Source organism: Methylocaldum gracile (assembly GCF_053646815.1).
Genome location: NZ_CM132196.1, coordinates 4039143 through 4063396, shown reverse-complemented (window position 1 = coordinate 4063396; position 24254 = coordinate 4039143). Strand labels below are relative to the sequence as shown.

Sequence of the window (24254 nt, the reverse complement as noted above, 5' to 3'; positions counted from 1 at the left end):
TATCGACGGCGGAGATGTCTCCGTCCCGCATTCTATCAACTCATTCCGGTGCATGAAAGCTCGTGCGCCACGGTCTGCCATCCCTAAGCGCCAAATGGGAAAATCCAGTTTTCATCGGATATGCCGCGAAATGTAGCCAGTAATTTCGGCCCGATCATGGTAGAGCTGCTTGAACGCGAGAGAATAATCGTTAAGTGTTCTTCCTAATCGTGCTTCGATGATTTCGCGACAGCGCTTGACCTCTTCGTAACGCTTATTCATCGGCAGCTTCAGGTTGAATATGGCTCTTCGGCATAAGCCCAGAGCAGTCCACTCGCCGATCAGGGCCGCGATTCTGGCAGGCTGTTCCACCACGTCGCAAACCAGCCAGTCTACCGGCTTGGGAGGACGATAACGAAATGCGTCCATCCGCAGGTGTTCCACCAGACCGGTGTCCAGCAAGGCGGGTTCGAGTTTTCCGTTATCGACCGCGGTGACTTTGATATGGTGCTTGACCAACTGAAAAGTCCAGCCGCCCGGTGCTGCACCGAGATCGACCGCCGTCATGCCGGGGCTAAGGCTCTCTTTCGGATCGTCGAGAAAAGTCAGAAAGGCTTCTTCCAGCTTGAGCGTGGATCGGCTTGGTGCACCGCGGGGAAATTTCAGGCGGGGAATGCCCATTAACCAGGGACAAGAGTTGCCGGGTATCGAAATACCGACATAGGCGGCGATAGAGCTAAGAAAAAAGAGGTGCAGGCGGGGATCTGATGGGCTGCCGAGCAATCCGCTGTCTTTAAATGCGCGATCGAAGGGTGCTGCGAATTTGCGCAAGAAGACCGCGAGCGATTTTGCTTCGTTGGTGTCCGCGGTTTCGAGGAATGCCTCTGAAAACCGGTCTCCCAAGTGCCGGGCCGCTTGCAGCAAGGGCTGCGTGCGATCGGCGACGGGAAGCTCGGTAAAGGGACCCAACGCAAAAACCAGTTGCCGTGCAAAGATTAGATCTTTGAGCCGAAGACCTCTGTCGTGTAGCGAAACGGCTTCGGTGGCATGCGGTATGAATGCCACGAAGCCGCTGTCGGGCTTCGCCTTTACATAGCCGGATACCCCGAGTTCGCCGGTTCGCTCCAAAATTTCGGCGGCGCATTCCTTTTCAAATCCGCCGCGGCAATAGAGTAGAACGGAGCGGGGAATATCGGTGTCTAGGGTATTCAAGCCCAAGCTGCTTCTAGTTGCCCCAAGGATGTTCGATAAGTTTCTTTTCCCAGTCCAGGGACGTCTTTACGATGAACGGCAGGTCGTCGTAGCGCGGTTTCCAGTCGAGCAATTCCCGGATCTTTCCGACCGCGGCCACCAACTGAGGCGGATCCCCGGGACGCCTTGGCATTTCCTCCACCGTGATCGGCTTTCCGTTCACTCGATTCACCGCGTTGATGACCTCTCGGACGCTATAGCCGTGTCCGTAGCCGCAATTCAGCGTGGCCGAGTCGCCACCCTTGCGCAAACAAGTCAAGGCTTGAATATGAGCGTCGGCGAGATCGCTGACGTGAATGTAATCCCGCACACCGGTGCCGTCCTCGGTCGGGTAGTCGGTACCGAAAACGCATAATTTTTCCCGCTTGCCGACGGCTACTTCCGCCGCGACCTTGATCAGCAAGGTCGCTTTGCGGGTCGACTGGCCGATCCTGCCTTCCGGATCCGAACCGGCCACGTTGAAATACCGCAGGATGACATGTTTCAGGTCCGTTGCCGCCGAGAGGTCCCGAAGCATCCACTCGCTCATCAGCTTCGATGCGCCGTAGGGGTTGATCGGTGCGGTCGGCGACGACTCGGATGCGTAGGGTTCGTTAGGAATGCCGTATACGGCGGCGGTCGAAGAGAAAATGAAATGTTTAACGCCGGCATCGCGGGCACATTCCAGTAGATTGCGCGTCTTGCAGGTATTGTTGCCGTAATATTTCAGCGGATCGGATACGGACTCCGGAACGATGGTGTGAGCGGCGAAGTGAAGTACCGAGTCGACCTCGTAGTCGCGCAAAATTCGCGATACCAAGTTCGTGTCGCCCGTATCGCCCTCGACGAAATCGCCATACAGCACGGCTTCCTTGAAGCCGGTGGAGAGATTGTCGAGCACCACCAGGCGTTCCCCCATTTCGCCCAATTGTTTGACCACATGGCTGCCGATATAACCGGCACCGCCCGTGACTAAAACGCCTTTTCTTTCCATATCGTGCTCCTCGTTGGTGGATTGGTGGGGTTTGTGATCATGGTAAACGGCGCGCTTCTCAGAATCCGATCGCTTGATGGAAGCCGTGAAAAGGTTCTACGTCCACGGTTTGGCCGGCTTCGATTCCCGCGTTTTCGACGGGAAGAACGATGAAGCAGTTGGCCGAACTCATGGAGGTCATCTGTGAAGCGCTTTGACCGCCCAGGCCAGTCACGGTGAAGATGCCGTTCGGGTCGCGGCGATAAATGCCGCGCTGGAATTCCAGGCGCCCGGGCTGTTTATGAAGACGATTGGTGCAAACGGCCCGGAGCCGCAAGGGTTCGACGATCGATGCGCCCATCAGGCGCAGCAGTGCGGGGCGAGCCAGTTGTTGAAACGTCACCATCATGGATACCGGATTTCCCGGCAAACCGAAAAAAAAGCTCGAATTGATCCGGCCGAAAACGAAGGGCTTTCCGGGTTTGATGGCGACTTTCCAGAAATCGATGTGGCCGATTTCTTTTACGACTTCAGTGATGAAATCGGCATCGCCCACCGAGGCGCCACCGGAGGTGATGACGGCATCGGCTTGGTTCGATGCTTCCAGCAGAACGCGTTGGATTTCTTCCTTGTTATCTCCCGTCACGCCCATATCGATCGTTTCGACCCCCAACCCGGCTAACAATGCATCCAGCACATAACGGTTGCTGTCATGAATTTCGCCGAATGCCAGCGGTTCGGTGATAGGGCGGAGCTCGTCGCCGGTGGAAAAAAAAGCGACGCGCGGTTTGCGGCGGACGGAAACCGAGGGACTGCCGATCGACGCCAATAGTCCCAATTCGGCGGGGCCGAGACGTTGTCCCTCGTCAAGAAGCCGGTCGCCGGATTTTATTTCTTCCCCGCGAGACCGAATGCATTCGCCCGGCTTGGTTTTTTCGGTGACTCGAATTCGATCCCCGTCGCGGTGCGCGTGCTCCTGCATGATCACGGCATCGGCGCCTTCCGGGAGCGCGGCGCCGGTGAAAATCCGCACGCACTCCCCGGCCGAGATCGGAGCCGAATGAGGCTGGCCTGCCCAAGCGGTACCGACGACGCGAAGCACGGGTGTTTCCTGGATTTCATCGGCTCTTAACGCGTAGCCATCCATAGCCGAGCTGGAAAAAGGAGGAAGGTCGGTCGATGCGTAGACCGTTTCCGCCAAGATACGGCCGAGCGCCTGTTTCAAAGGGATCTGTTCGATTCCCGCCGCGGGCGATATGGCATTGAGCATCCGATTCAGCACTTCGTCCAATGCCAAGGGTTGCGACTGTTTCTCGGAGCAGCAATCACACTCGCGCATGGGCAAGAAATTCCTGGTAAATGAAACGGGTAATTTGTTCCGGATCGTTGATATCGAGTCTCGGTATGTTGGGCTCAACCGCCGGTTCGGCGTCCGTTGCGATCGCGATGATGGTGTCGTCGGCGGGAAACAAAAGAGGTTTGCCGAGAGCAGGACGGTGCAACTCGATTTTCGGGAAGCGTTCTCGCTTGAATCCTTCCACCAAGATCAGGTCCAGGCCGGTCTGGTCGAAATAGGCCAGTTCCTCGGCTAGCGTCGGTTCTCGGATTACCCGGTGTTCCGTGATGATGGCGCGGCGGTGCGACGAACTCAGCATGACCGGGTTTGCTCCGGCCCTCCGCAACTCGTAGCTGTCTTTGCCGGGATAATCTATTTCGAAGCTGTGATGACTGTGCTTGATAAGTCCGACGCTAAGCTCGTTCAATCGGAGCAGCGGGATGATCTTCTTTAAAAGCGTGGTCTTGCCGGTGCCGCTGAAAGCTGCAAAGCCTAGTATCGGCACCTGCGCATTGCGGAAATTCAGCATTCAGATGGAGCGATAGACGGATCGCAAATGAGATGAGAGGCAAGTCGACGATTTTGCCGGGCGCCAGTGCACAGACTCTCACATTCCAATGGGTGTCCGCTTCGGAAGTGCGATTCAGGGTCTGTTTTCCTCATCGCCCGGCTAGGACACACGATAGTAATCTTTGTACCACCCGACAAAATTGGAAATCCCGGTTTCTATGGGCGTTGCCGGCCGATAGTCTACATCACGGATAAGATCGTCCACATCCGCGTAGGTGTCGGGTACATCGCCGCTTTGCATGGGAAGAAGGTTTTTTTCGGCTTTCTTGCCGAGGCAATCCTCCAGAACTTCGATAAAACGCATGAGTTCGACCGGCTGGTGATTGCCGATATTATAAAGGCGGTACGGCGCCTTGCTGGTGCCGGGATCGGGGTGGTCGCCGTTCCAATTCGGGTTGGGCGCCGCGATGTTGTCAAGAACTCTGACTACGCCTTCCACAATATCGTCGATATAGGTGAAGTCGCGGCGGTGATGTCCGAAATTGAAGACGTCTATCGGCTTACCGGCCAGGATGTTCCGGGTGAACATGAACAAAGCCATGTCCGGGCGGCCCCAAGGGCCGTACACGGTGAAAAAGCGCAGGCCGGTGGTAGGCAAGCCATAGAGGTGGCTGTAAGTGTGCGCCATCAGTTCGTTGGCTTTCTTCGTGGCCGCGTACAGGCTCACCGGGTGGTCGACGTTGTGGTGGACCGAAAACGGCATGGCGGTATTGGCACCGTAAACGGAGCTGGACGAGGCATAGACTAGGTGCTCGATCTCGTGATGCCGGCACGCCTCCAACATATTGCAGAAACCCACCAGATTCGCATCGATGTATGCATGAGGATGCGTCAGCGAATATCTCACCCCGGCTTGAGCGGCAAGATTCACCACGCGCTGCGGCCGGTGATCCGCAAACGCCTGATTCAGACGCTCGCGGTCTTCCAGGGCGATGCGGATTTCCGTGAAGCCGGGGTGACTTTTGAGCCGGGCGAGCCGCGCTTCCTTGAGACCGACATCGTAGTAATCGTTGACGTTATCAATGCCGATAACCTCGTCCCCGCGTGCCAATAGCACCTGCGCCAGCGCCGCGCCGATAAATCCCGCCGTTCCTGTGACCAATACTTTCATTGGCGATGTCCCTGTGAATTATAAGTAATCATCTACGATGTCGTGGGGCAGTGCGTACTTGACATCGAACAAGACGCCGTCGGGTTTTGCCAACGCCCGAATGGCTTGGACGCCCATGGCTTTGAATTCCCGGTGGGCGACGGCAATCACGACGGCATCGTACTTTCCGGCCGGAAGCTCCCTGACGAGATCGATGCCGTATTCTTCCTTGACTTCCTCGGGATTCGCCCACGTATCGTAAACATCGACCCGAGCATTGTAGCTCTCGAGTTCTTTGATGATGTCCGTTACCCGTGTGTTCCGAATGTCGGGGCAATTTTCCTTGAAGGTCAATCCCATGATGAGAATGTTTGATTGACAGACTTGAAGGCGCCTCCGAGTCATTAGTTTGACCAATCGACTGGCGACATACTCGCCCATGCCGTCGTTGATGCGGCGACCGGCCAGGATGATTTCGGGGTGATGCCCGATTTCTTGGGCTTTATGGGTCAGGTAATACGGGTCGACACCGATACAGTGCCCGCCGACCAGACCTGGACGGAAGGGAAGAAAGTTCCACTTGCTTCCGGCGGCCTCGAGAACCTCTAACGTGTTCAAGCCCAACTTGTTGAACAAGATCGCCAACTCGTTGATGAGCGCGATGTTCACGTCTCTCTGCGTGTTCTCGATGACTTTCGCCGCCTCGGCGACTTTGATGCTGCTGGCTTTGTGAGTGCCGGCCGTGATGATTTTTCGGTAAAGCTCGTCGACGAAGTCGGCGACTTCCGAGGTCGAGCCCGACGTGACTTTCTTGATGGTGGTCACGCGGTGTTCCTTATCGCCGGGATTGATGCGTTCGGGGCTGTAACCGCAGTAGAAATCCCGGTTGAAGCTCAATCCCGATCGAGCCTCCAGGATCGGTACGCAGACTTCTTCGGTTGCTCCCGGATAAACCGTGGATTCGTAAATGACAATATCGCCTTTCGAGAGAAGCTTGCCGACCGTGTCGCTGGCTTTTTCCAGGGGAGTCAGATCCGGACGTTTGTGTTCGTCAATGGGGGTCGGGACGGTAACGATATAGACGTTGCAGCTCAAGAGATCGGCGGGATTGGCCGTATAGCTCAGTCGTTTTACGCTGGCGAGTTCTTCGGCGTCGACTTCGAGCGATCGGTCGAGTCCGTCTTTCAATTCCGCAATGCGCTGGGCGTTGATATCCAGGCCTACGGTATCGAAGTGCTTGCCGAATTCCACAGCGAGCGGAAGTCCTACATAGCCCAGTCCGATTATGCCGATCTTCGTTTCAGCGAGCGAGCGCATCATGCCTCCAAATGAGTGAGAAATCATGGAAATTCAGCGAAAGCTTAGATTATATTTTGGGAGTCTTGTGACGACTAAGCCTTGACAACGCGCATTCAGTCCCATGGTCGGCCGGTATCGGATTTGGTATCGGATTTAAAGCGAGACGATTTCATGAAAGACGGAACTGTTTGCGACGCCGATAACGCAATGTCGCCTTCAATTCTAAAGGACGGTCATCGAAGCGGGAAGTTTTTCGAGTCGTTCGATAAGCGCCTTGCATTGTGGGGATGCAGATGAAATTGGGAAATGATTGGCGACGTTGACGTATTGTTCTTGTTCGGCCGTTTGCGGTAAGCATCGTTTCCGAGCGGTAGCCTTAAAAGGCCGGCATGCATCGTAAGCTCGAATTCCTGAATGAAAAATCCAAAATCAGGTGCGCTTTTAGTACGAAGCGAATGTGTTAAAGTTGTGGCCCGATTACGACCGCAAGCCGAATATCTATCGGCTTGTCGACTTGGGGTTTGGAAGATCGCGGAGACAAATGCACTTTAAGGTCTCCGCCGAGCGTAGCCCGGACTAGTCTCGAGTGCATTCGTCTTTGGGGTGAGTGTTGAGGCATAAGAGAAATCCGTGCGCTAGGGGGCGAGCATAAATAAGAACAGTTCACTCGGTATTCATCGAGTAAGCCAGCACTGATTTGCCGCGCAATCGCAGTCTTGAACATTGCTTGAGTATGACCTCGATACAATTTTTCTTCGAAATTGATCGGCCGATTCTCATCCCGTAGCTCTGTCGGAATAAGGCAGCTTCGTACGCTCTGGCAGCAACTATCTGATTAGGAATCGGCAAGATTTATGATCCGCGTTTTTCGCCATTATATTTCAAGCATTTATGTCGTTATTTTCCTGCTGGACTGCGGTATTTTCTTTTCGGCCTTTTATATGGGGTCGGTTCTACGATTTTTTCCGGATTTCCAAAGCAGCCTTTCGGCGATCGAACTGACCAATCCGTCCGCGCTGTTCTGCACGTTCATGCTGGCAAGCACTACCGGCATGGGGCTTTATCAACGAGCACAGCACGGAGGCGATGCGGGTTTGCTGCTTCGCGTATTGGCCAGTTTTGTGCTCGGTACGGTTCTGATGGGTTTGGTCTTTTATGCCATTCCGACGATTTTCGTGGGGCGAGGCGTATTCGGCTATGCATTGCTATCGGCCCTGGTTTTAACGCTGTTCTCGCGTTTCCTGTTTCTAAAGTTCGTGGACCGGCAGGAGCTTAGGCGCCGGGTGTTGGTTTTAGGGGCCGGTTACAACGCGAACATGATTCAAGAGTTCGAAAACAAAGCGTCCAATCCGAGCTTTCGTGTTATCGGCTTTGTGCAAATGGGTGGAGATGTCAGTCGGATAGAACCTCACCGCCTATGTGCGTTGGAAATGCCTCTCAACGAATTCGCCATCGCGCACGATATCGATGAGATCGTTGTCGCGCCGGATGATCGCCGGGGAGGGCTTGCCGTAGACGAGATTTTGGACTGCAAGATGAATGGTCTGGAAGTGGTGGATCTTTTGCACTTCTTCGAGCGTGAGGCGGGGCTGATTCGAGTCGACTGTCTGCATCCCAGTTGGCTGGTTTTTTCCGACGGGTTCCGGTACAGCGGCTTTCAGCAGCTTTCCAAGCGCGCATTCGATGTATTGGCAAGCCTTGCTTTACTCGCGGTAAGCTGGCCCATCATGTTGCTGACCGCTTTGGCGATTGTGCTCGAGAGCGGTTGGCGTGCGCCGGTGTTTTACCACCAGGTGCGCGTTGGGAAAAATTGGCGGTTGTTCAAGGTGATAAAGTTCAGGAGCATGCGCACCGATGCCGAAAAAGACGGCAAAGCGCGCTGGGCAACACGGAACGACGATCGTGTCACCCGGGTGGGGCGATTTATCCGAAAGACTCGCATTGATGAATTGCCGCAGCTGTTCAACGTCCTGAAAGGTGAAATGAGTTTCGTCGGACCTCGTCCGGAGCGGCCTGAATTCGTAGAAAAGTTCGCAGAAACCATTCCTTATTATTCGGAACGCCATCGGGTGAAGCCGGGCATTACCGGCTGGGCGCAACTGTGTTATCCGTATGGGTCGAATTATCAGGATGCCATCGAGAAGCTGCAGTACGACTTGTATTACGTCAAGAATTACAGTCTCTTTCTCGACTTTCTTATTATGTTGCAGACGATCGAAGTGGTTGTTTGGGGGAAGGGCGCTCGCTGAATGCCCGCTTAGAAAAGTTGGTTCCGGATATTCTGACTACGCTTATTCGCGGAACATTCTTATTTAACGCAGAGGACGCATGACTGTCGGCGCCGCCAGCTATCTGGCAGGTTTCTTCGCTTATCTTTTTTTAAGCGCGTTATTGCTCGTCAGCTGGCGCGGCAATGTTACCGGACGTTGGCTGGTCCTGGCATCATTCGTGACCACGGCCTGGTCCGGCGTTCTGGCGATACAGGAAATCTTTCACTTTTTCCCCGCGGCAGTCGTTTGGTCGGTCGAAATCGTCCGCACCTATGTCTGGCTGCTCTTCCTCAGCAAGCTGTTCAACCCGCTTAAAGATGCCGGCGCCGATTCGAATTCGACAACGTCGAGAATCATCAATCGGGGCGTTCATCTGGCGGTAGGGTTCCAGGTGGTTTATGTCTGGATTTCTCCGGGGTTGGAACGATACTATCCGGACGTTTTTCAGCCTGCGTTTCAGCTCTGCGGCCACGTCGGCTTGGCCTTGATCGGTCTGGTATTGGTCGAACAATATTTTCGCAATATCCGGACCGATCTTCGGTGGCGGATCAAATTCCTGTGTTTCGCGTTGGGAGGAATGTTCGCCTACGACTTTTATCTTTACTCGGACGCCTTGTTGTTCCAGCGCATCAATCCAGATCTATGGCTGGCGCGCGGCGCTGTCTCAGCCCTGTTGCCTCCCCTCTTCATCGTTTCTGCCGCCCGTAACCCGCAGTGGTCGGTGGATGTGTTCGTTTCCCGTCAGGTCGTCTTTCATTCCGCGACTCTGCTCGGGGCCGGCATTTATTTGTTGCTCATGGCGACTGCCGGATATTACATCAAGATTTACGGCGGGGAATGGGGAACCGTCGCGCAAATCGTTTTTCTGGTCGGGGCGTTCTTGTTGCTCGCATTGCTGCTTTTTTCGGGGCAGATGCGGGCCCGCACGAGAGTTTTTCTAAGCAAGAATTTCTTTAACTATGCCTACGATTACCGGGAGGAGTGGCTTCGAATCATTACGATGCTCTCGGATACCGGCTCCGGGTTAGCGCTCGAAGAACGCATAATCGTGGCTTTGGGGCAAGCCGTGGAGAGTCCTAGCGGTGTGCTTTGGGTCCGGGAATCGAACGGGCATTTAGTCTGGCGGGCGAGCTTCGGAGAACCGGAGCTCGATGTCCCTCTGGTCGATGGGGGCGATGCGGTAATTCGCTACATGGAAGATAAGGAGTGGATCGTCAATTTGCCCGAGATGGTGACGATGCCGGAGGCTTATGACGGACTCAACCGGCCTATGTGGCTCGAACCCGCTTCCGACGCATGGTTGCTGGTGCCGTTATTTCAGCAGAAACGGTGTATGTCGGGACTGTTGCTGCTGACTCGTCCTCGTACTCCGATACACTGGAATTGGGAAGTCATAGACCTATTGAAGACCTCCAGTCGGTTGGCTGCAAGCTATCTGGCGCTCGAGGATGCCGGCCGGGCTCTGGCCGAAGCTCGACAGTTCGAAGGTTTCAACCGGCTTTCCGCTTTTATCATCCATGATTTGAAAAACCTTATCGCGCAACTAAGCTTGGTGGTGCGCAATGCGGAGCGACATCACAACAATCCCGAATTTATGCGAGATGCCATCAAAACGGTGGATCATGCGGTCGGGAAAATGAGCCGGCTGATGTCCCAATTGAAAAACTCCGGCTCAGCGCAGTCGGAAAAGGTGATTGACCTCGGGGCGCTTGTTCGTGAGGTGCTGGAGTCGCGGAAGGCTCAGGCGCCAATTCCCACGTGTGATATGTTTAGGCAGTCGATCCTGGTTAGAGCCAATCGCGACCGCCTGGCGTCTTCTTTCGAGCATATTATCCAGAACGCTCAGGATGCCGCCGGCAAGAACGGTCGGGTGCATATTCGAATGAAGATGAGTAAGACCGGCCATGCTGCCGTTGAAATCGAGGACAATGGACGAGGCATGGACGAAGAGTTTATCCGTACTCGCCTGTTCAAGCCTTTCGAAACCACGAAGGGAGTGACCGGAATGGGCATCGGTGCGTACGAGAGCCGCGAATATATACGTTCTTTGGGTGGGGAACTCAGCGTGACAAGCGAACCGGGCAAGCGCACGCTGTTCAGCTTCTCGATTCCCGTCGTTTCCAATTCCGACGAGCTTGCCTTAAACGAGGTGAATTCCGCTTGAGCGAGCAAACGCTGTTGATCGTCGAAGACGATCCTGGGCTACAAAGTCAACTTCGCTGGAACTTCGAGCAATACAAAGTTCTGATGGCGGACGACCGAGAATCCGCAATCGCGGCGGTCAAGCGTAATCAACCGGCGGTTGTTACGCTGGATCTTGGATTACCCCCGGATCCGGGCGGCGTGAGCGAGGGTTTCGCGGTGCTCAGCGAGATTCTATCCATCGCGCCGACAACCAAGGTCATCGTCATTACCGGTAACGACGATCAAGTCAATCCGGTCAAGTCCATCGGGCTCGGCGCTTACGACTTCTATCAAAAGCCGATCGATCCGGAAACCTTGTCTTTCGTGGTGGAGCGGGCATTTCGCCTTTACAGCCTCGAGGAAGAAAACCGGCAGTTTCGGCGGATGCACATCACTAACCCGTTGGAAGGCGTCATCGCGGCCAGTCCCGAGATGCACGAAGTTTGTCGCATGATCGAGCGTCTGGCGCCGACCGATATTACTGTGCTGCTGTTGGGTGAGAGCGGTACCGGCAAGGAGGTACTCGCACGCGCGCTTCATGCGTTGAGCCCGCGTTCGAAAAAGCCTTTTGTTGCCGTCAATGCGGCTGCGATCCCGGATAGCTTATTGGAAAGCGAACTGTTCGGTTTCGAGAAGGGGGCGTATACCGGCGCGACTCAACAAACCAAGGGCAAGTTCGAATTGGCCGATGGCGGAACCTTTTTTCTCGATGAAATCGGCGATATCCCTCTATCGCTACAACCGAAGCTCTTGCGCGTGCTGCAGGAACGGGTCGTCGAGCGGGTCGGAGGACGGCAGCCGATCAAAGTCGATGTGCGCTTGATTTGCGCCACCCACCAAAATCTCTCGAAGCTGATCAGTGAAGGAAAGTTTCGAGAAGACCTTTATTTCCGCATCAACGAAATGATCATCAACATTCCGCCGCTCAGGGAAAGAACCGGAGATGTGGCGGTTTTGGCGCGCGCTTTCCTGGACAAGTTTGCGCAGCAAATGCGTCGTGCAAACATCCTCGGTTTCAGCGATGGAGCGCTGGCCGCCATGGAAACCTATCACTGGCCCGGAAATGTTCGGGAGTTGGAGCATAAGGTCAAGAGAGCGGTGGTGATGGCCTCGGGTCCTCTCATTGATGCCAAGGATATGGAGCTTGCACCGGGTGAATTCAAACGGCGCTTATGGAGTTTGCGGGAGGCTCGCGACATGGCCGAAAGGCAAGCGATTTGCGCTGCCCTGAGCGAAGCCGGCGAAAACGTCACCAAAGCGGCTGAAATCCTCGAGATTACACGCCCAACGCTTTATGCACTCTTGAGCAAATTCAATCTTAAGATTTAGGAGGTTGATATGGTCCGCACGCTTCAGGCGCTTATCCTGCTAACGTCGGTCATCGGTCACGACTGGGCGATAGCCGAAGTGGACCTGCTCAAGCAGGCTCAGGATTACATCCAAAAGGGTGAGATTAAGGCGGCGGTCATTCAGCTGAAAAACTTGCTGCAGAGCGACCCGGAAAATGCCGACGCGCGCATATTGATCGGGGAGTCGTATCTCAAGTTGGCTGATGGCCCGTCGGCGGTCAAAGAGTTGGAAAAAGCCCGAGACTTGGGGGCGTCAAAAGAAAAGTGGATCATTCCTCTGGCGCGGGCCTATCTGTTGCAGGACAAGCCGAAAGCCGTTCTGGACCAAATCAAGCCGGAAGACGATTTGACCGGTACGATTCGCGCTCAAGTGTACGGCATTCGTGGTTTGGCTCAAATCGCCCTGCGGGAGCCGGAGCAGGCAAAGGAAAGCTTCGATGCCGCCCTGAAGTTCGACTCGATGGCGAGCGACGCCTTGTTGGGACTTGCCATGCTTGAGGTGCAGCAAAAACAGTACAAGAAGGCGATCGAATACGCCAATCAGTCCATTGTCAAGGATCCCAAGAATGTAAGCGGATGGATTATTTTGGGAGAAACCAAGCGGCTGGATGGCGACCTGACCGGGGCGGCCGATGCCTTCACCAGGGCGCTCGAGGTCCAGCCTTTCGACATACGGGCACGGCTCGGGCGGGCTACGGTTTATCTCGCCTCGGGTAAGGCGGACGATGCGCAAAAAGATGTCGATGCGGTTCGAAAAGCGGCGGGAGATGTGCCGTTGGCGCTGTATCTTCATGCGGTCATAGCCTTTCAGAATAAGGAATTTCAAGAGGCCGAAGACGCCCTCGTCAAAGTAACCAACGCGCTTCCGAATCATCCGCCCAGCAGGCTGCTTTTGGGCACGATCGCTTACCAACAGGGGAAATACGAGTCCGCGGAGAACAATCTTTCTCAATTTCTCGGAGCCGTTCCAAAGCATCTGCCTGCGGCAAAGCTGCTGGCCGCGACACGGATGAAATTGGGACGCGCCCATGACGCCATCGAACTATTGAAGGGAGTCGAGGATCAGGCATCCAACGATCCACAGTTTCTCGCTCTTCTCGGCAGCGCTTACCTCCAGGGCAAACAATACGACTCAGCTACGGAGTATCTGGATCGAGCCTCCGAACTCGCTCCCGATGTAGCGGCGGTCAAAGCGCAGTTGGCCCTAGGGCGTATCGCGTCCGGGCAAATGGAACAGGCCGTGGTCGATCTCAAATCCGCCGTCGACCTGGATCAAAACCTGTTGCAAGCGGACGTCATGTTGGTCCTAGCCTTGATCCAGCAGAAGAAGCCGGATGAAGCGATCGAGGCGGCACGAAAACTGATGAGCAAGATGCCGGGCGACCCAATGCCGGATAATTTGCTTGGCACCGCCTATATGTCCAAGGGCGATACGGATAAGGCGCGCGAGCACTGGACGGCGGCATTGAAGCTCAATCCCGATTATGCTACCGCCGCGCTTAATTTGGCGAAGCTTGAACTCAGGGGCAACAACCATGATGCCGCGTCCCAACGTTATCAACAGATTCTCCAACGCGACCCGAAAAACTTGGCGGCGCTCATCGGTCTGGCTCAGATCGCCGAAATGCGTAAGGACTATCAAAATATGGAGAAACATCTCAAGGAGGCCCGCGAAAGAAATCCAAAGGTGTTGCAGCCGTCGGTGTTGCTGTCCCGATACTTCCTGGCACAGGGTAAGCCTTTGCAGGCGTTGGAGGTTGCTCGCGATGCCGAAGCCAATAATCCCGATCACCCATTGGCGCTTCAAAGTCTGGGCTTGGCTCAATCGGCCAACGACCAGGGAGCAAGTGCCATCGCCACGTTTAAGAAATTGGTGAGCAAGGTTCCGGGGAATCCGGAATATCGCCATCAATTGGCCCAAGTCCTGTATAAAAAGGGCGAAAAGCAAGCGGCTAGGGTCGAATGGGAAAGTGTTTTGAAGCAAGCTCCCGATTATATGCCGGCCCTCTTAGCTAAAGCGGAGTTCAACCTTCAGGACAAGAATTACCGAGAAGCATTAAAAATAGCGGAAGATATCAAGGCCAAGCACCCGAAGTTAGCTGTGGGCTTCCAAATGGATGGCGACATTCGGTTCGCTCAGAAGCTGTTCAAGGAAGCGCTCGCGTCTTATGAAAAGGCTTTCCAATTGGCTCCGAACTCGGCCTTGGCGCGGCGGTTGTTTCAGACGCGCCATGCTTTGGGGCAGGATACCGAGGCGTTTGACGGGCTGACTCATTGGCTGCAATTGTCCCAAGACGACGTCGAGTCCTGGATGATGCTAGCTATGGCTTATCAGGAGGCCGGGAGACGGAAAGAAGCCGTGGAGGCTTACGAAAAAGCTCAAAGCCTGAAGCCGGAAAACTCGCTCGTCCAAAATAACCTGGCCTGGTTGTATCAAGAATTGGGCAGCGACAAGGCTTTGCCTTTAGCCGAAAAATTGCTCCCGGCATCCGAGAATCGTCCGGAAGTCATGGATACGGTCGGGTGGATTTTCGTCCAGAACGGAAAACAGAAAGAAGGCCTGAATTTACTGCAGGACGCTGCCGTGCATGCACCCCATGTGGCGCAGATTCGTATTCATTTGGCTGAGGCTTTGGCTAAGTCTGGGCGGAAAGACGAGGCACGCAAGGAACTGGAGCGCCTGTTGAAGGAGAAGAAAAATTTTGCTGAACGGGAAAAAGCCGAGATCCTGCTCAAGGGAATGTAGTGTCGCAACCGAGCGGGTAAAAAAAAGCGCGACACTTTCTCGGTGCCGGAATGTGCGTTGCCCGGGCGAGAGCGATACGGGCCGGCCCGAATGTTGCCCGAGAGAATTCTTCTGCGCTGTGGCTTTTCATGCTAGGGTCGGTCGTGGCGAGAAATCAAATCTCACCCTTTAACTATTGCTAGAACGTTAAGTGGCTCTGCTGATGCAAAAAAATACGTTAACAACGATTCTCTTCGTACTTATTCTTTCTGCCCCTGTCACGATTTACGCCGCCGAGAAGGCCTATGTCACCGACAGATTGGAAGTTCAGTTGCGCCGGGGTCAGAGCTTACAACACAAGATTGTAAGAATGGTGCCTTCGGGCACGGCGGTTAACGTGCTCGAGAAAAATCCCCAGACGGGTTATTCCTTCGTGCGGTTGGACAGCGGTGAGGAGGGATGGATACTCAGTCGGTATCTTTCTGATCAGCCAATCGCTATCAACCAGCTGGACGAAATGACCAAAAAACTCGAGACAGCATTGGAAGAAAACAAACGGCTGAAAAGTGAACTGTCTACCGTAACATCAGGGAAACAAAGTACCGATAAGACAGCCCAACAACTTCAAGCAGAGACTACCCGCCTGAACACCGAACTGATGGCGATACGTCAGGCCTCTGCCAATGTTCTCCAAATCCAGGCCGAGCGCGATATGCTGCGGGAAAGCGTTATCAAGCTTGAACGGGAATTGGATACGATTCGCCGGGAGAAGCAGGCTTTGGATGAGGATCATCGTCAAGATTGGTTTATGATCGGCGCCGGAGTGCTTTTCGGGGGCATCGTGCTCGGAGTGGTCCTGCCGCGCATGAGCTGGCGCAAGAAAAGTGCTTGGGGTTCGTTCTAGCGCCTGTAATGATTTCGGCTTAACGGATTGAATTACAGAAGCAGGCAAACCTGTCGAGACTACCCACGTTTGCGCCGAATGCTCGATTCTTCGGATCATCCTTGAAAGTTCATAATGGCCTCTAAGCCGCCAGTCGATTTGTTACTGTGTTACAAGCCGTAAATCGGCTAAGTCCTGTTGTTGGAGATTACTGATGAGCGATAAAGAAACCCGTTCCTTTTCATCCCAGGTCGTCGACGGCATGGAACGGGCGCCGAGCCGGGCCATGCTGCACGCGGTCGGTTTTTCGGATGACGATTTCAAAAAGCCCCAGATCGGCATCGCGTCCACCTGGAGCATGGTGACGCCGTGCAATATGCACATCAACCGTCTGGCGGACGACGCAGCCCGCGGTGTGGATCAAAGCGGCGGCAAGGCCGTGATCTTCAATACCATCACCATTTCGGACGGCATCTCGATGGGCACGGAGGGCATGAAGTACTCGCTGGTGTCCCGAGAAGTCATCGCCGATTCCATCGAGACGGTCGTAGGCTGTCAGGGCTTCGACGGTGTCGTGGCCATAGGCGGCTGCGACAAGAATATGCCGGGTTGCCTGATCGCGCTGGCGCGCCTCAACCGTCCCGCGGTATTCGTCTACGGCGGCACCATTCTGCCCGGCTGTCTTGGCGATAAGAAGCTCGACGTTGTGTCCGTATTCGAGGCGGTCGGTGCCCGCGCCAATGACAAGATCGACGACGCGCAATTGAAGGAGATCGAGGCCAAGGCGATTCCCGGCGCGGGCTCGTGCGGCGGCATGTACACCGCCAACACCATGGCTTCGGCCATCGAAGCGCTGGGCATGAGTCTTCCCGGCAGCTCCGCCCAGGCGGCTGTTTCGCCGGATAAACAATCGGATTGCGCAAGGGCCGGCCAGCAGGTGCTCAAGCTCCTGGAACTCGGCATCCGCCCCCGCGACATCATGAGCAAACCGGCTTTCGAGAACGCCATTACGGTCGTCATCGCGTTGGGCGGGTCCACCAACGCGGTGTTGCACCTCTTGGCCATGGCCAACGCCTGCGGCGTCGATCTGACGCTGGACGATTTCACCCGCATCGGCGAGAAAGTACCCATGCTGGCCGATCTCAAGCCGAGCGGACGCTACGCCATGGCGGAACTGATCGAAATCGGCGGCATCTTACCTTTGATGAAGATGTTGCTGGACGCGGGACTTTTGCACGGTGACTGCCTCACCGTAACGGGTAAAACACTCGCCGAAAATTTGGCGGACGTGCGTCCGTATCCCGATGGGCAGGAGATGATACGTCCCCTCGATAACCCGATCAAAAAGGACAGCCATTTGGTGGTTCTGAAAGGCAATCTCGCGCCCGAGGGTGCCGTTGCCAAAATCACCGGAAAGGAAGGGCTTTCCTTCACCGGGCAGGCGCGGGTCTTCGACTGTGAGGAATTGGCCCTGAAGGCGATCTTAGACGGGACGGTGCAGAAAGGCGATGTCATCGTCATACGCTACGAAGGACCCAAGGGCGGTCCCGGCATGCGCGAAATGCTTTCGCCTACTTCCGCCGTCATGGGCAAAGGCTTGGCCAAGGATGTGGCGCTCATCACCGACGGGCGGTTTTCCGGCGGCACCCACGGTTTCGTCGTCGGTCACATTACGCCCGAGGCCTATGCGGGCGGCCCTCTGGCGATCGTTCGTAACGGCGACACCATTACCATCGACGCCGAAAGGCGCGAAATCACATTGCACCTCGGCGAGGACGAAATACGCTCTCGGCTCGCGGAGTGGCGCCAGCCCAAGCCGCGCTATACCAAAGGGGTGCTCGCCAAGTACGCCAAGCTCGTATCGTCCGCCTCCCAAGGTGCGGTAACCGATATGAATCTGGAGGACATCTAAGGTCGTGAACCGGGCCATTCCGGAAACGCTCGAAATGATCGGGGCGCTCATCGAGCGCCCCTCGGTCAGTTGCACAGATCCCCATTATGATCAAAGCAATCTTGCGGTCATCCATCTTTTGGCGGAGTGGCTGGGCGGACTGGGCTTTTCTGTCGAAATCCGTGCTATCGGCGATCGCAAAGCCAATCTGATCGCAACCCTGGGCAGTCGCGAGGATCCCACCGGACTAGTCCTGTCAGGCCATACCGATACAGTTCCTTGCGATCCCGAATTATGGTCTTCGGACCCTTTCAAGGCCGTGGAAAAGGATGGTCGTATTTATGGCCTCGGCAGCGCCGACATGAAATCCTTCTTTGCGCTGGCCTTGGAGGCGGCAAACCGCTTCGAAGCCAAGGACTTTCGACATCCTTTGGTCATTCTCGCGACCGCCGACGAAGAAAGTTCGATGTCGGGAGTGAAATCCCTGGTAGCGGACAATGTGAAACTCGGGCGTTACGCCGTCATTGGGGAGCCTACCGGTCTCAAGCCGATCCGCATGCACAAGGGCGTCATGCTCGAATCCATCGTGGTGAGGGGAAAGGCCGGGCATTCGAGCGATCCCTCCTTGGGCGCGAACGCGATCGATGGCATGCACGCCGTACTGTCGGAATTGCTGGCTTTCCGTGCCGAGCTCAGGGCTCGGCACCGCAATCCGGCGTTCAAAGTGGATTATCCGACGCTGAATCTCGGTTCTATCCACGGCGGAGACAATCCCAACCGCATTTGCGCGCACTGCGAAACCCAGATCGACATTCGCCCGTTGCCGGGAATGGAGCTCGAGGATTTGCACGAGAAGCTGGTAAAACGGCTGGAGCCGGTATTGGCCCAAGCCAATGGGCTTTCCCTCGAAATCCGCCGCATGTTCGAGGGATTGCCGCCGTTCGAGAGCGATGCCAACGGGGAAATCGTCCGGTGTTGCGAGGAATTGAGCGGCTACGATTCCGGTGCCGTTGCGTTCGGCACCGAGGCCCCGTTTCTGAAACGGCTCGGGCTGCAAACCGTCGTCATGGGACCGGGCCATATCGAACAGGCCCATCAACCCGACGAGTATCTTCCGATGACTCATATCCGTGCAGGAACCGATATCCTGAGCCGTTTGATCGAACGGTTTTGCATCCGGCCCGAGGCTTGAGCGGAAAATGCCTTCATCGACTTCTCCCGACGTTTTCGTTCGCTGGTTTCGCGATTCTTCGCCCTACATCCATGCTCATAGGGGAAAAACCTTCGTCGTGTCGTTCGGCGGGGAAGCCGTTGCCGATAGCGGATTCCCGAACGCGATCCACGATTTCGCCATGCTCAACGGACTGGGCGTGCGCCTGGTTCTGGTGCACGGGATTCGCCCCCAAATCGACGCCCGTCTGAGATTCCGTGGCGTCGAGGCGAATTATCATCAAGGGCTTCGCATCACCGATAAAACGGCGCTCGAATGCGTCAAGGAGGCTGCGGGAACGGTTCGGGTGGAAATCGAGGCATTGTTGTCGCAAGGCCTAGCCAATTCGCCGATGGCCGGTGTGCGTATCCGGGTAGCCTCGGGCAATTTCGTCGCGGCAAAGCCGGTGGGCGTTCGGGATGGCGTGGATTTCCAGAACACCGGAGAAGTGAGGCGCATCGATGTCGACGGGATTCGCGGAGCACTGGACCGGGGCGATATCGTGTTGCTCTCCGCGATCGGTTACTCGCCCACCGGCGAGGTGTTCAACCTCAATGCCGAACAGGTCGCGACATCGGCCGCCATCGCCCTCAGGGCCGACAAGCTGCTGCTGTTGACGGAACAAGACTGCATCTCCAGTTCCGACGGGAAGCTGATTCGGCAGCTTACCACCGGCGAGGCCGAGGAATTGCTGAAAGACGAAAGCGCCTTAGCGAACAAGGAGGTTATTCCGCACCTCAAAGCTGCGGTCAGGGCGTGTCGCGAAGGTGTACAGCGCGCTCACTTGCTCGATCGCCACATCGACGGCGCCGTACTGCTCGAATTGTTCACCCGAGACGGTATCGGAACGCTGATTAGCCGAACGCCGTTCGAAACCATGCGCCCGGCGAAGGTTCAGGACGTTGCGGGGGTGCTCGATCTTATCGCGCCGCTCGAGCAAGCCGGCGTACTGGTGCCGCGCTCCCGCGAACGGCTGGAAACCGATATCCACGATTTCGTGGTGATCGAGCGGGACGGACTGATTATCGGCTGCGCCGCGTTGCATGTGTTCCGGGAAGAACGGATGGGAGAATTGGCCTGCCTCGCGCTCCATGACGATTACCGCGGCGAAAAGCGGGGCGAGCGTTTGCTCGAATATCTGGAGGCGAAGGCCCGCACCCTGCATCTGAATCGGCTATTCGCGCTAACCACTCAAACGGCGCACTGGTTCCGGGAACGCGGTTTCGAACAGGCGAACACTGCCGATTTGCCCGAGGCGCGCCGGGCATCTTATAGCCTCCAACGCGCCTCCAAGGTATTGATCAAGCCGCTCGAGCTTTCGCGATCTTGAGCTAATCGTCCGGGTCTTGCCGAGCGAGTCTTATTTCTCGCGGATGAGGTCGTAGATATTGAGGTAATCCTGTCCCGGATTCTTCCACGAGAAATCGTAGCGCATGGCGTTCTTCATCAGTTCCCGGAAGTGATCGGGATAGTCGTAGTAACAGCTCAACGCCCGTCCGAGCGCCGATTCCAGCCCGCTGTAATCGTAATCCCTGAACACATAGCCGTTGCGCTCGTTCAGCGGCTTGTACGAATAATCCTTGTCGAATACCGTGTCCGCCAGGCCGCCGACTTCCCGCACCACGGGCACGGTGCCGTAGCGCATGGCGATCAGCTGGGTGAGACCGCAGGGTTCGAACTGGCTCGGCACCAGCATGATATCCGCGCCGGCGTAGATGAGATGCGACAGTTCCTCGTTGAAGCCGATTTCGATGTGACAATCCGGGTTATCGTTCAGTTGGTGTTTCAGGCTCCAGAAATAGCTGTTGATCTGTCCGTCCGGACTGGAGCCCAGCAGCACGAACTGGCCGCGCCGGTGCAACGTATAAAAAATGGCGTGGCGGATGAGTTCCAGCCCTTTCTGGGGGTCCAGCCGGCCGACGAAGGCGACGATCGGTTTTTCGTTGTCGGCGATCATCAGGCGGTCTCGCAGCGCCTTCTTGTTCTTGTATTTTTCCTCGATGTTGTCGACGCCGTAGCGCTGCGCGATATGATGGTCGATTTCCGGATTCCACACGTTGTAATCGATGCCGTTGACGACGCCGCCGTATTTTACGTGGTGGATATGCAGCGTGGGTTCAAGGCCGAAACCCTGGCCCTGGTCCTTGGCTTCGTTGGCATGGCGCGGGGAAACGGTCGTCACGAAGTTGGAATAGACCACGCCGGCTTTCATCAGATTGATCGCATGGGGATTGAAATTGTCCCGCAGCCGGTCGTAATGGAAATAGTATTCGGGCCGGTTGAGGCCGGTCGCGTGGAGCACTTGCGCGCCGGTGACTCCCTGGTGCTTGAAATTGTGGATGGTGAAGCACACCCGCGGGTGGGTCATGCCGAGGAATTTATAGATCTCGAACAGAAACACCGGCGCCAGCGCCGTCTGCCAGTCATGGCAATGAATGATGTCGGGATTCTTGCCGGATTTCCAGAGAAACTCCATGGCCGCCCGCGTGAAGAACGCGAAGCGCAGAACGTCGTCGTTGAAGCCGTAAATGCAGCCGCGGTTGAAGAAATTGTCGCTGGAATGCGGCTCGATGAAGAAGCACTTGCGGCCATGCACGAATCCGAAATAGACGGTGCAATGAATGGCGCCGCCGTACCAGGGCACCCACAAGTCTTTGTAGGTTTCGCACAGGCCCCAGATATGGTCGTAACGTAGGCAATCGTATTTGGGCAGTATGATTTCGACGTGATTGCCGCGGATTTCCAGTTCGTTGCCGAGTCCGAACACGACATCGGCGAGGCCGCCGACTTTGGCGACGGGCGCGAGCTCGGGCGTGATCTGAACGATAAACATCGACGGAATCGCTGAAACAGGCTGGTGTGGCATCGGTTCGGGTTCAGGCGCGAGCTGAGCCTGCGACGCTGATCGCGGTTCCGGTTCCACCGGCACGGATTCCGGTTCGGGCGGGGGCATTTTCTCCAAGGGACGGAACTCTTCTGGCGTCGGCGTCGGAGCCGGAATTGCACTAGCTGTCTCTGAGGGCAATAGCTCCGCAGTCTCTAGGCGTTCGGGGGCTATCGGCTCAGGTGCTGACAGCGAATCGGCGGCAGAAATCGGAGCGGGCGGTATTTCGTCAGAGTCCTCTGATTTCTTTGAATGTCGTGACCATGCCTCAGCTTCCGTAACTTTCGCGGGAGATTCGGCTGAAGCGAGTTCGACCGGCTTCTTTTGATCCGCCCGACCGAGCTTCGCGCTAACCAGCTTCACTTCCGGTTCGGCTTTTTCCGGCTTTTTCCCTGAAGCTTTGGGCGCGATTTTTTCGGCCGGCGCCATGGCTGCCGCGAGGGAAACGGTTTCTTTCTCCGGCTCGTGGCGAACTGCTTTCCCGGATGCCGGAGTCTTGGACCTCGTAGAAGGCTTCGCGCGAACAACGGAGGTCTCCGACGGCGAACGCGCGTTTGCAGCTTTGGATCGAGTGGCCTTGGCTTGGGATTTTTCCTTTGTCGCGGGCTTCTCCATGGCTTTTCCGGGTTTTCCTTTTTGGGACTCGGAAGCGTTTACTTTCTTATCTTGAGGCGGGGTCTTTTGGGTCATGAGGTTGCGTCCGGTTGCCTAACATGAACTCGACAAGGCTAGTTTAAGCGATCCAGGGTTTCGAAAAAAACGCCATGTCGGCTCAAGTTAGGAGTTAGCCTATTTACTCGGGTGGCCTGTGCGTCGCGAAATCGGGGTGATGACGGCCACGGATTATTGGATGGAATGATTGCCGAAGATCGGCCTCTCCACCGGTCAGCCCGCATTTTGCGTTACTTTGGTTGCACTTTCGATGCGGGCAGAGAGCGTCACTGCGTTACCAGGACCCGTCCCATTCCCGGTGTCAGCTCGAACTGGAAAGGCGTCGGCAAGTAATCCAGGGGCCATTCCGGCGAGACATCGAACAGCGGCGGTTCGCTTTGAACAAGATGGTACAGATTGTCGGAGAAGAAATTCTGCCGATTCCAAGCGTCCTTGTTCATAATGATCAATGCCTCGCTACGCTTCCGGCTGGCGGTTTTTCGCATCAGCAAGATTTCCGGATTGGAATGGTCGAGCACTTGCGTGGCGCTCTCCTCATCGAATATCTGATGCCGGCTCTTGATTCCATTGATCTGTTTGATGTAGCCGGTCAAATCGATATCCGTTTTTTCCCAGTCATCAGGCGTGGTATCGACGACGTGGAGCGGCTTTCGGAAGCCGAATTCGAATCCCATGGGTATCATCACACCGGCGGAAAACAGCGCCGAGAAGAAATAGCGCTGTTTGACCGCATCGACATTCTGCTGGAACTCCGCGAATGCGCGTGCCGTATCGTGGCTTTCGGGGAAACTGACGGACGGTACGATTTCACGTGTGAGCCGGTATTGATCCATCAGCCAGGAGCCGGAAAAATCCCACCATTTCGAGCTGTTGAAGATAAAGTCGAAACCGGCTTGCGCGGTTTCCCGGGTTTGATCGGCACTACAGCCCAAGGTCTCGGCCAGGAATACGGTTTCGGGGTGCGCCCGTTTGGTTTCTTCGATGAGCCGTGCCCAGAAACGGCTGGGTAACTGGTAAGCCGCATCGCAGCGCAGTCCCTTAAAGCCCAGGCCGACCAGGTATTCGACGATTTCGCGGCAGTAACGATACAGACCTTTCGGATCGGACGTATGCTGATGATCGAATTGCGCGAGATCGCGCCAGACGACCTTTTCTCCTTCATGCATACAGAACGGGTGGGCGATGCGCCTGCCTTGCTTGACGAACCACTCCGGATGCTGCTTGAGCAAAGCCGAATCATAGGCACAATGATTGATGACCAAATCGACGATCATGCCGAGCCCCAGGCTTTCGGCTTGACTTGCGATCTCGCGCAGTTGTTCTTCCGGCAATTTGGAAGAGCGGGCATTCAGCAACCAGGGATCGATTTGAAAATAATCCTTGATGGAATAAAGGCTGCGGGATCGTCCGAGCTTTTGGATGGGATTGACGAAGATCCAGTCGAATCCCATATCCGCCGCTCTTTCCAGATGCGGCTTCCAACGATTCAAAGGACCCGCGAGCCGCGGGAAGAGGTTATAGATTTTCATGCGTTTTGGAGAATCGCTCGGCGCGAGGTAAATAATCTAGGTCGGGGGCGGATGGCCCTATATCGAATAGACCGCGGTAAGCGCAGCGGGGTTCATCCACCCTCCCAGGTTCAGGACCTCCCGGAAGCCCTTTTGCTGCGGTTTCGGTCGCCGGGTTTGGAAAAACTAAAGCATTTTCAT

At 55.7% G+C, this 24254-nt stretch carries 16 protein-coding genes; 8 read left to right on the top strand and 8 right to left on the bottom strand.

Translation table 11 applies throughout. The features are described from left to right. Positions 1-111: 111 nt before the first annotated feature. The 6 genes from rlmM to tviB form a co-directional block, all read right to left on the bottom strand. Complete coding sequence (gene rlmM, locus ACWJJK_RS18045; protein WP_156879641.1) at positions 112-1191, bottom strand: 23S rRNA (cytidine(2498)-2'-O)-methyltransferase RlmM; 1080 nt, start codon at positions 1189-1191, stop codon at positions 112-114. A gap of 13 nt (positions 1192-1204) precedes the next feature. Next, a complete protein-coding gene (gene galE / locus ACWJJK_RS18040; protein WP_156879640.1) occupies positions 1205-2203 on the bottom strand; it encodes a UDP-glucose 4-epimerase GalE in 999 nt (332 codons plus the stop codon). Between the two features lie 58 nt (positions 2204-2261). Then, a complete protein-coding gene (gene moeA / locus ACWJJK_RS18035) occupies positions 2262-3521 on the bottom strand; it encodes a molybdopterin molybdotransferase MoeA (protein WP_454128338.1) in 1260 nt (419 codons plus the stop codon). Beyond that, a complete protein-coding gene (mobB, locus tag ACWJJK_RS18030) occupies positions 3508-4047 on the bottom strand; it encodes a molybdopterin-guanine dinucleotide biosynthesis protein B (RefSeq protein ID WP_086134981.1) in 540 nt (179 codons plus the stop codon). The genes moeA and mobB overlap by 14 nt, the downstream gene beginning before the upstream one ends. Positions 4048-4188: 141 nt before the next feature. Beyond that, entirely contained in the window at positions 4189-5199 is a 1011-nt protein-coding gene (locus tag ACWJJK_RS18025) for an NAD-dependent epimerase (protein WP_077730391.1), read from the bottom strand. A gap of 18 nt (positions 5200-5217) precedes the next feature. Continuing rightward, positions 5218-6498, bottom strand: coding sequence for a Vi polysaccharide biosynthesis UDP-N-acetylglucosamine C-6 dehydrogenase TviB (tviB, locus tag ACWJJK_RS18020; protein ID WP_276205393.1), 1281 nt, complete (start codon positions 6496-6498; stop codon positions 5218-5220). Positions 6499-7331: 833 nt separating this feature from the next. Between tviB and ACWJJK_RS18015 the strand changes: the two genes are divergently transcribed. The 8 genes from ACWJJK_RS18015 (at position 7332) to argA (ending at position 20319) form a co-directional block, all read left to right on the top strand. Next, entirely contained in the window at positions 7332-8726 is a 1395-nt protein-coding gene (locus tag ACWJJK_RS18015) for a TIGR03013 family XrtA/PEP-CTERM system glycosyltransferase (RefSeq protein ID WP_077730393.1), read from the top strand. Positions 8727-8805: 79 nt separating this feature from the next. After that, positions 8806-10911, top strand: a complete 2106-nt coding sequence (gene prsK, locus ACWJJK_RS18010; protein ID WP_210023821.1) for an XrtA/PEP-CTERM system histidine kinase PrsK — start codon at positions 8806-8808, stop codon at positions 10909-10911. Beyond that, complete coding sequence (gene prsR, locus ACWJJK_RS18005; RefSeq protein ID WP_205780766.1) at positions 10908-12260, top strand: PEP-CTERM-box response regulator transcription factor; 1353 nt, start codon at positions 10908-10910, stop codon at positions 12258-12260. The genes prsK and prsR overlap by 4 nt, the downstream gene beginning before the upstream one ends. A 9-nt stretch (positions 12261-12269) precedes the next feature. Continuing rightward, positions 12270-15026 (top strand): XrtA/PEP-CTERM system TPR-repeat protein PrsT, encoded by a 2757-nt coding sequence (gene prsT / locus ACWJJK_RS18000; RefSeq protein WP_454128337.1) that lies wholly within the window; start codon positions 12270-12272, stop codon positions 15024-15026. 190 nt (positions 15027-15216) lie between these two features. Further along, positions 15217-15909, top strand: coding sequence for a TIGR04211 family SH3 domain-containing protein (locus ACWJJK_RS17995; protein WP_133716720.1), 693 nt, complete (start codon positions 15217-15219; stop codon positions 15907-15909). 193 nt (positions 15910-16102) lie between these two features. Next, positions 16103-17800 carry a dihydroxy-acid dehydratase gene (ilvD, locus tag ACWJJK_RS17990; RefSeq protein ID WP_454128336.1) on the top strand — a complete coding sequence of 566 codons (1698 nt, stop codon included), beginning with the start codon at positions 16103-16105 and terminating at the stop codon, positions 17798-17800. 4 nt (positions 17801-17804) lie between these two features. After that, the gene (gene argE / locus ACWJJK_RS17985; RefSeq protein ID WP_086134977.1) at positions 17805-18971 is read left to right on the top strand and encodes an acetylornithine deacetylase; all 1167 of its coding nucleotides are present in this window, start codon (positions 17805-17807) and stop codon (positions 18969-18971) included. Positions 18972-18978: 7 nt separating this feature from the next. Further along, positions 18979-20319, top strand: coding sequence for an amino-acid N-acetyltransferase (gene argA / locus ACWJJK_RS17980; RefSeq protein ID WP_454128335.1), 1341 nt, complete (start codon positions 18979-18981; stop codon positions 20317-20319). 30 nt (positions 20320-20349) lie between these two features. On the opposite strand, the gene ACWJJK_RS17975 is transcribed toward argA, so the two are convergent. Next, complete coding sequence (locus ACWJJK_RS17975; protein WP_240502513.1) at positions 20350-21822, bottom strand: glycogen synthase; 1473 nt, start codon at positions 21820-21822, stop codon at positions 20350-20352. Positions 21823-22811: 989 nt separating this feature from the next. After that, the gene (locus ACWJJK_RS17970; protein ID WP_454128334.1) at positions 22812-24074 is read right to left on the bottom strand and encodes an alpha-amylase family glycosyl hydrolase; all 1263 of its coding nucleotides are present in this window, start codon (positions 24072-24074) and stop codon (positions 22812-22814) included. Positions 24075-24254: the final 180 nt, after the last annotated feature.

Coding starts and splice junctions, on each gene's coding strand:
- galE (WP_156879640.1), bottom strand. CDS start 2,203: ATGGAAAGAAAAGGCGTTTTAGTCACGGGCGGTGCCGGTTATATCGGC.
- moeA (WP_454128338.1), bottom strand. CDS start 3,521: ATGCGCGAGTGTGATTGCTGCTCCGAGAAACAGTCGCAACCCTTGGCA.
- mobB (WP_086134981.1), bottom strand. CDS start 4,047: ATGCTGAATTTCCGCAATGCGCAGGTGCCGATACTAGGCTTTGCAGCT.
- ACWJJK_RS18025 (WP_077730391.1), bottom strand. CDS start 5,199: ATGAAAGTATTGGTCACAGGAACGGCGGGATTTATCGGCGCGGCGCTG.
- tviB (WP_276205393.1), bottom strand. CDS start 6,498: ATGATGCGCTCGCTCGCTGAAACGAAGATCGGCATAATCGGACTGGGC.
- ACWJJK_RS18015 (WP_077730393.1), top strand. CDS start 7,332: ATGATCCGCGTTTTTCGCCATTATATTTCAAGCATTTATGTCGTTATT.
- prsK (WP_210023821.1), top strand. CDS start 8,806: ATGACTGTCGGCGCCGCCAGCTATCTGGCAGGTTTCTTCGCTTATCTT.
- prsT (WP_454128337.1), top strand. CDS start 12,270: ATGGTCCGCACGCTTCAGGCGCTTATCCTGCTAACGTCGGTCATCGGT.
- ilvD (WP_454128336.1), top strand. CDS start 16,103: ATGAGCGATAAAGAAACCCGTTCCTTTTCATCCCAGGTCGTCGACGGC.
- argA (WP_454128335.1), top strand. CDS start 18,979: ATGCCTTCATCGACTTCTCCCGACGTTTTCGTTCGCTGGTTTCGCGAT.
- ACWJJK_RS17975 (WP_240502513.1), bottom strand. CDS start 21,822: ATGTTTATCGTTCAGATCACGCCCGAGCTCGCGCCCGTCGCCAAAGTC.
- ACWJJK_RS17970 (WP_454128334.1), bottom strand. CDS start 24,074: ATGAAAATCTATAACCTCTTCCCGCGGCTCGCGGGTCCTTTGAATCGT.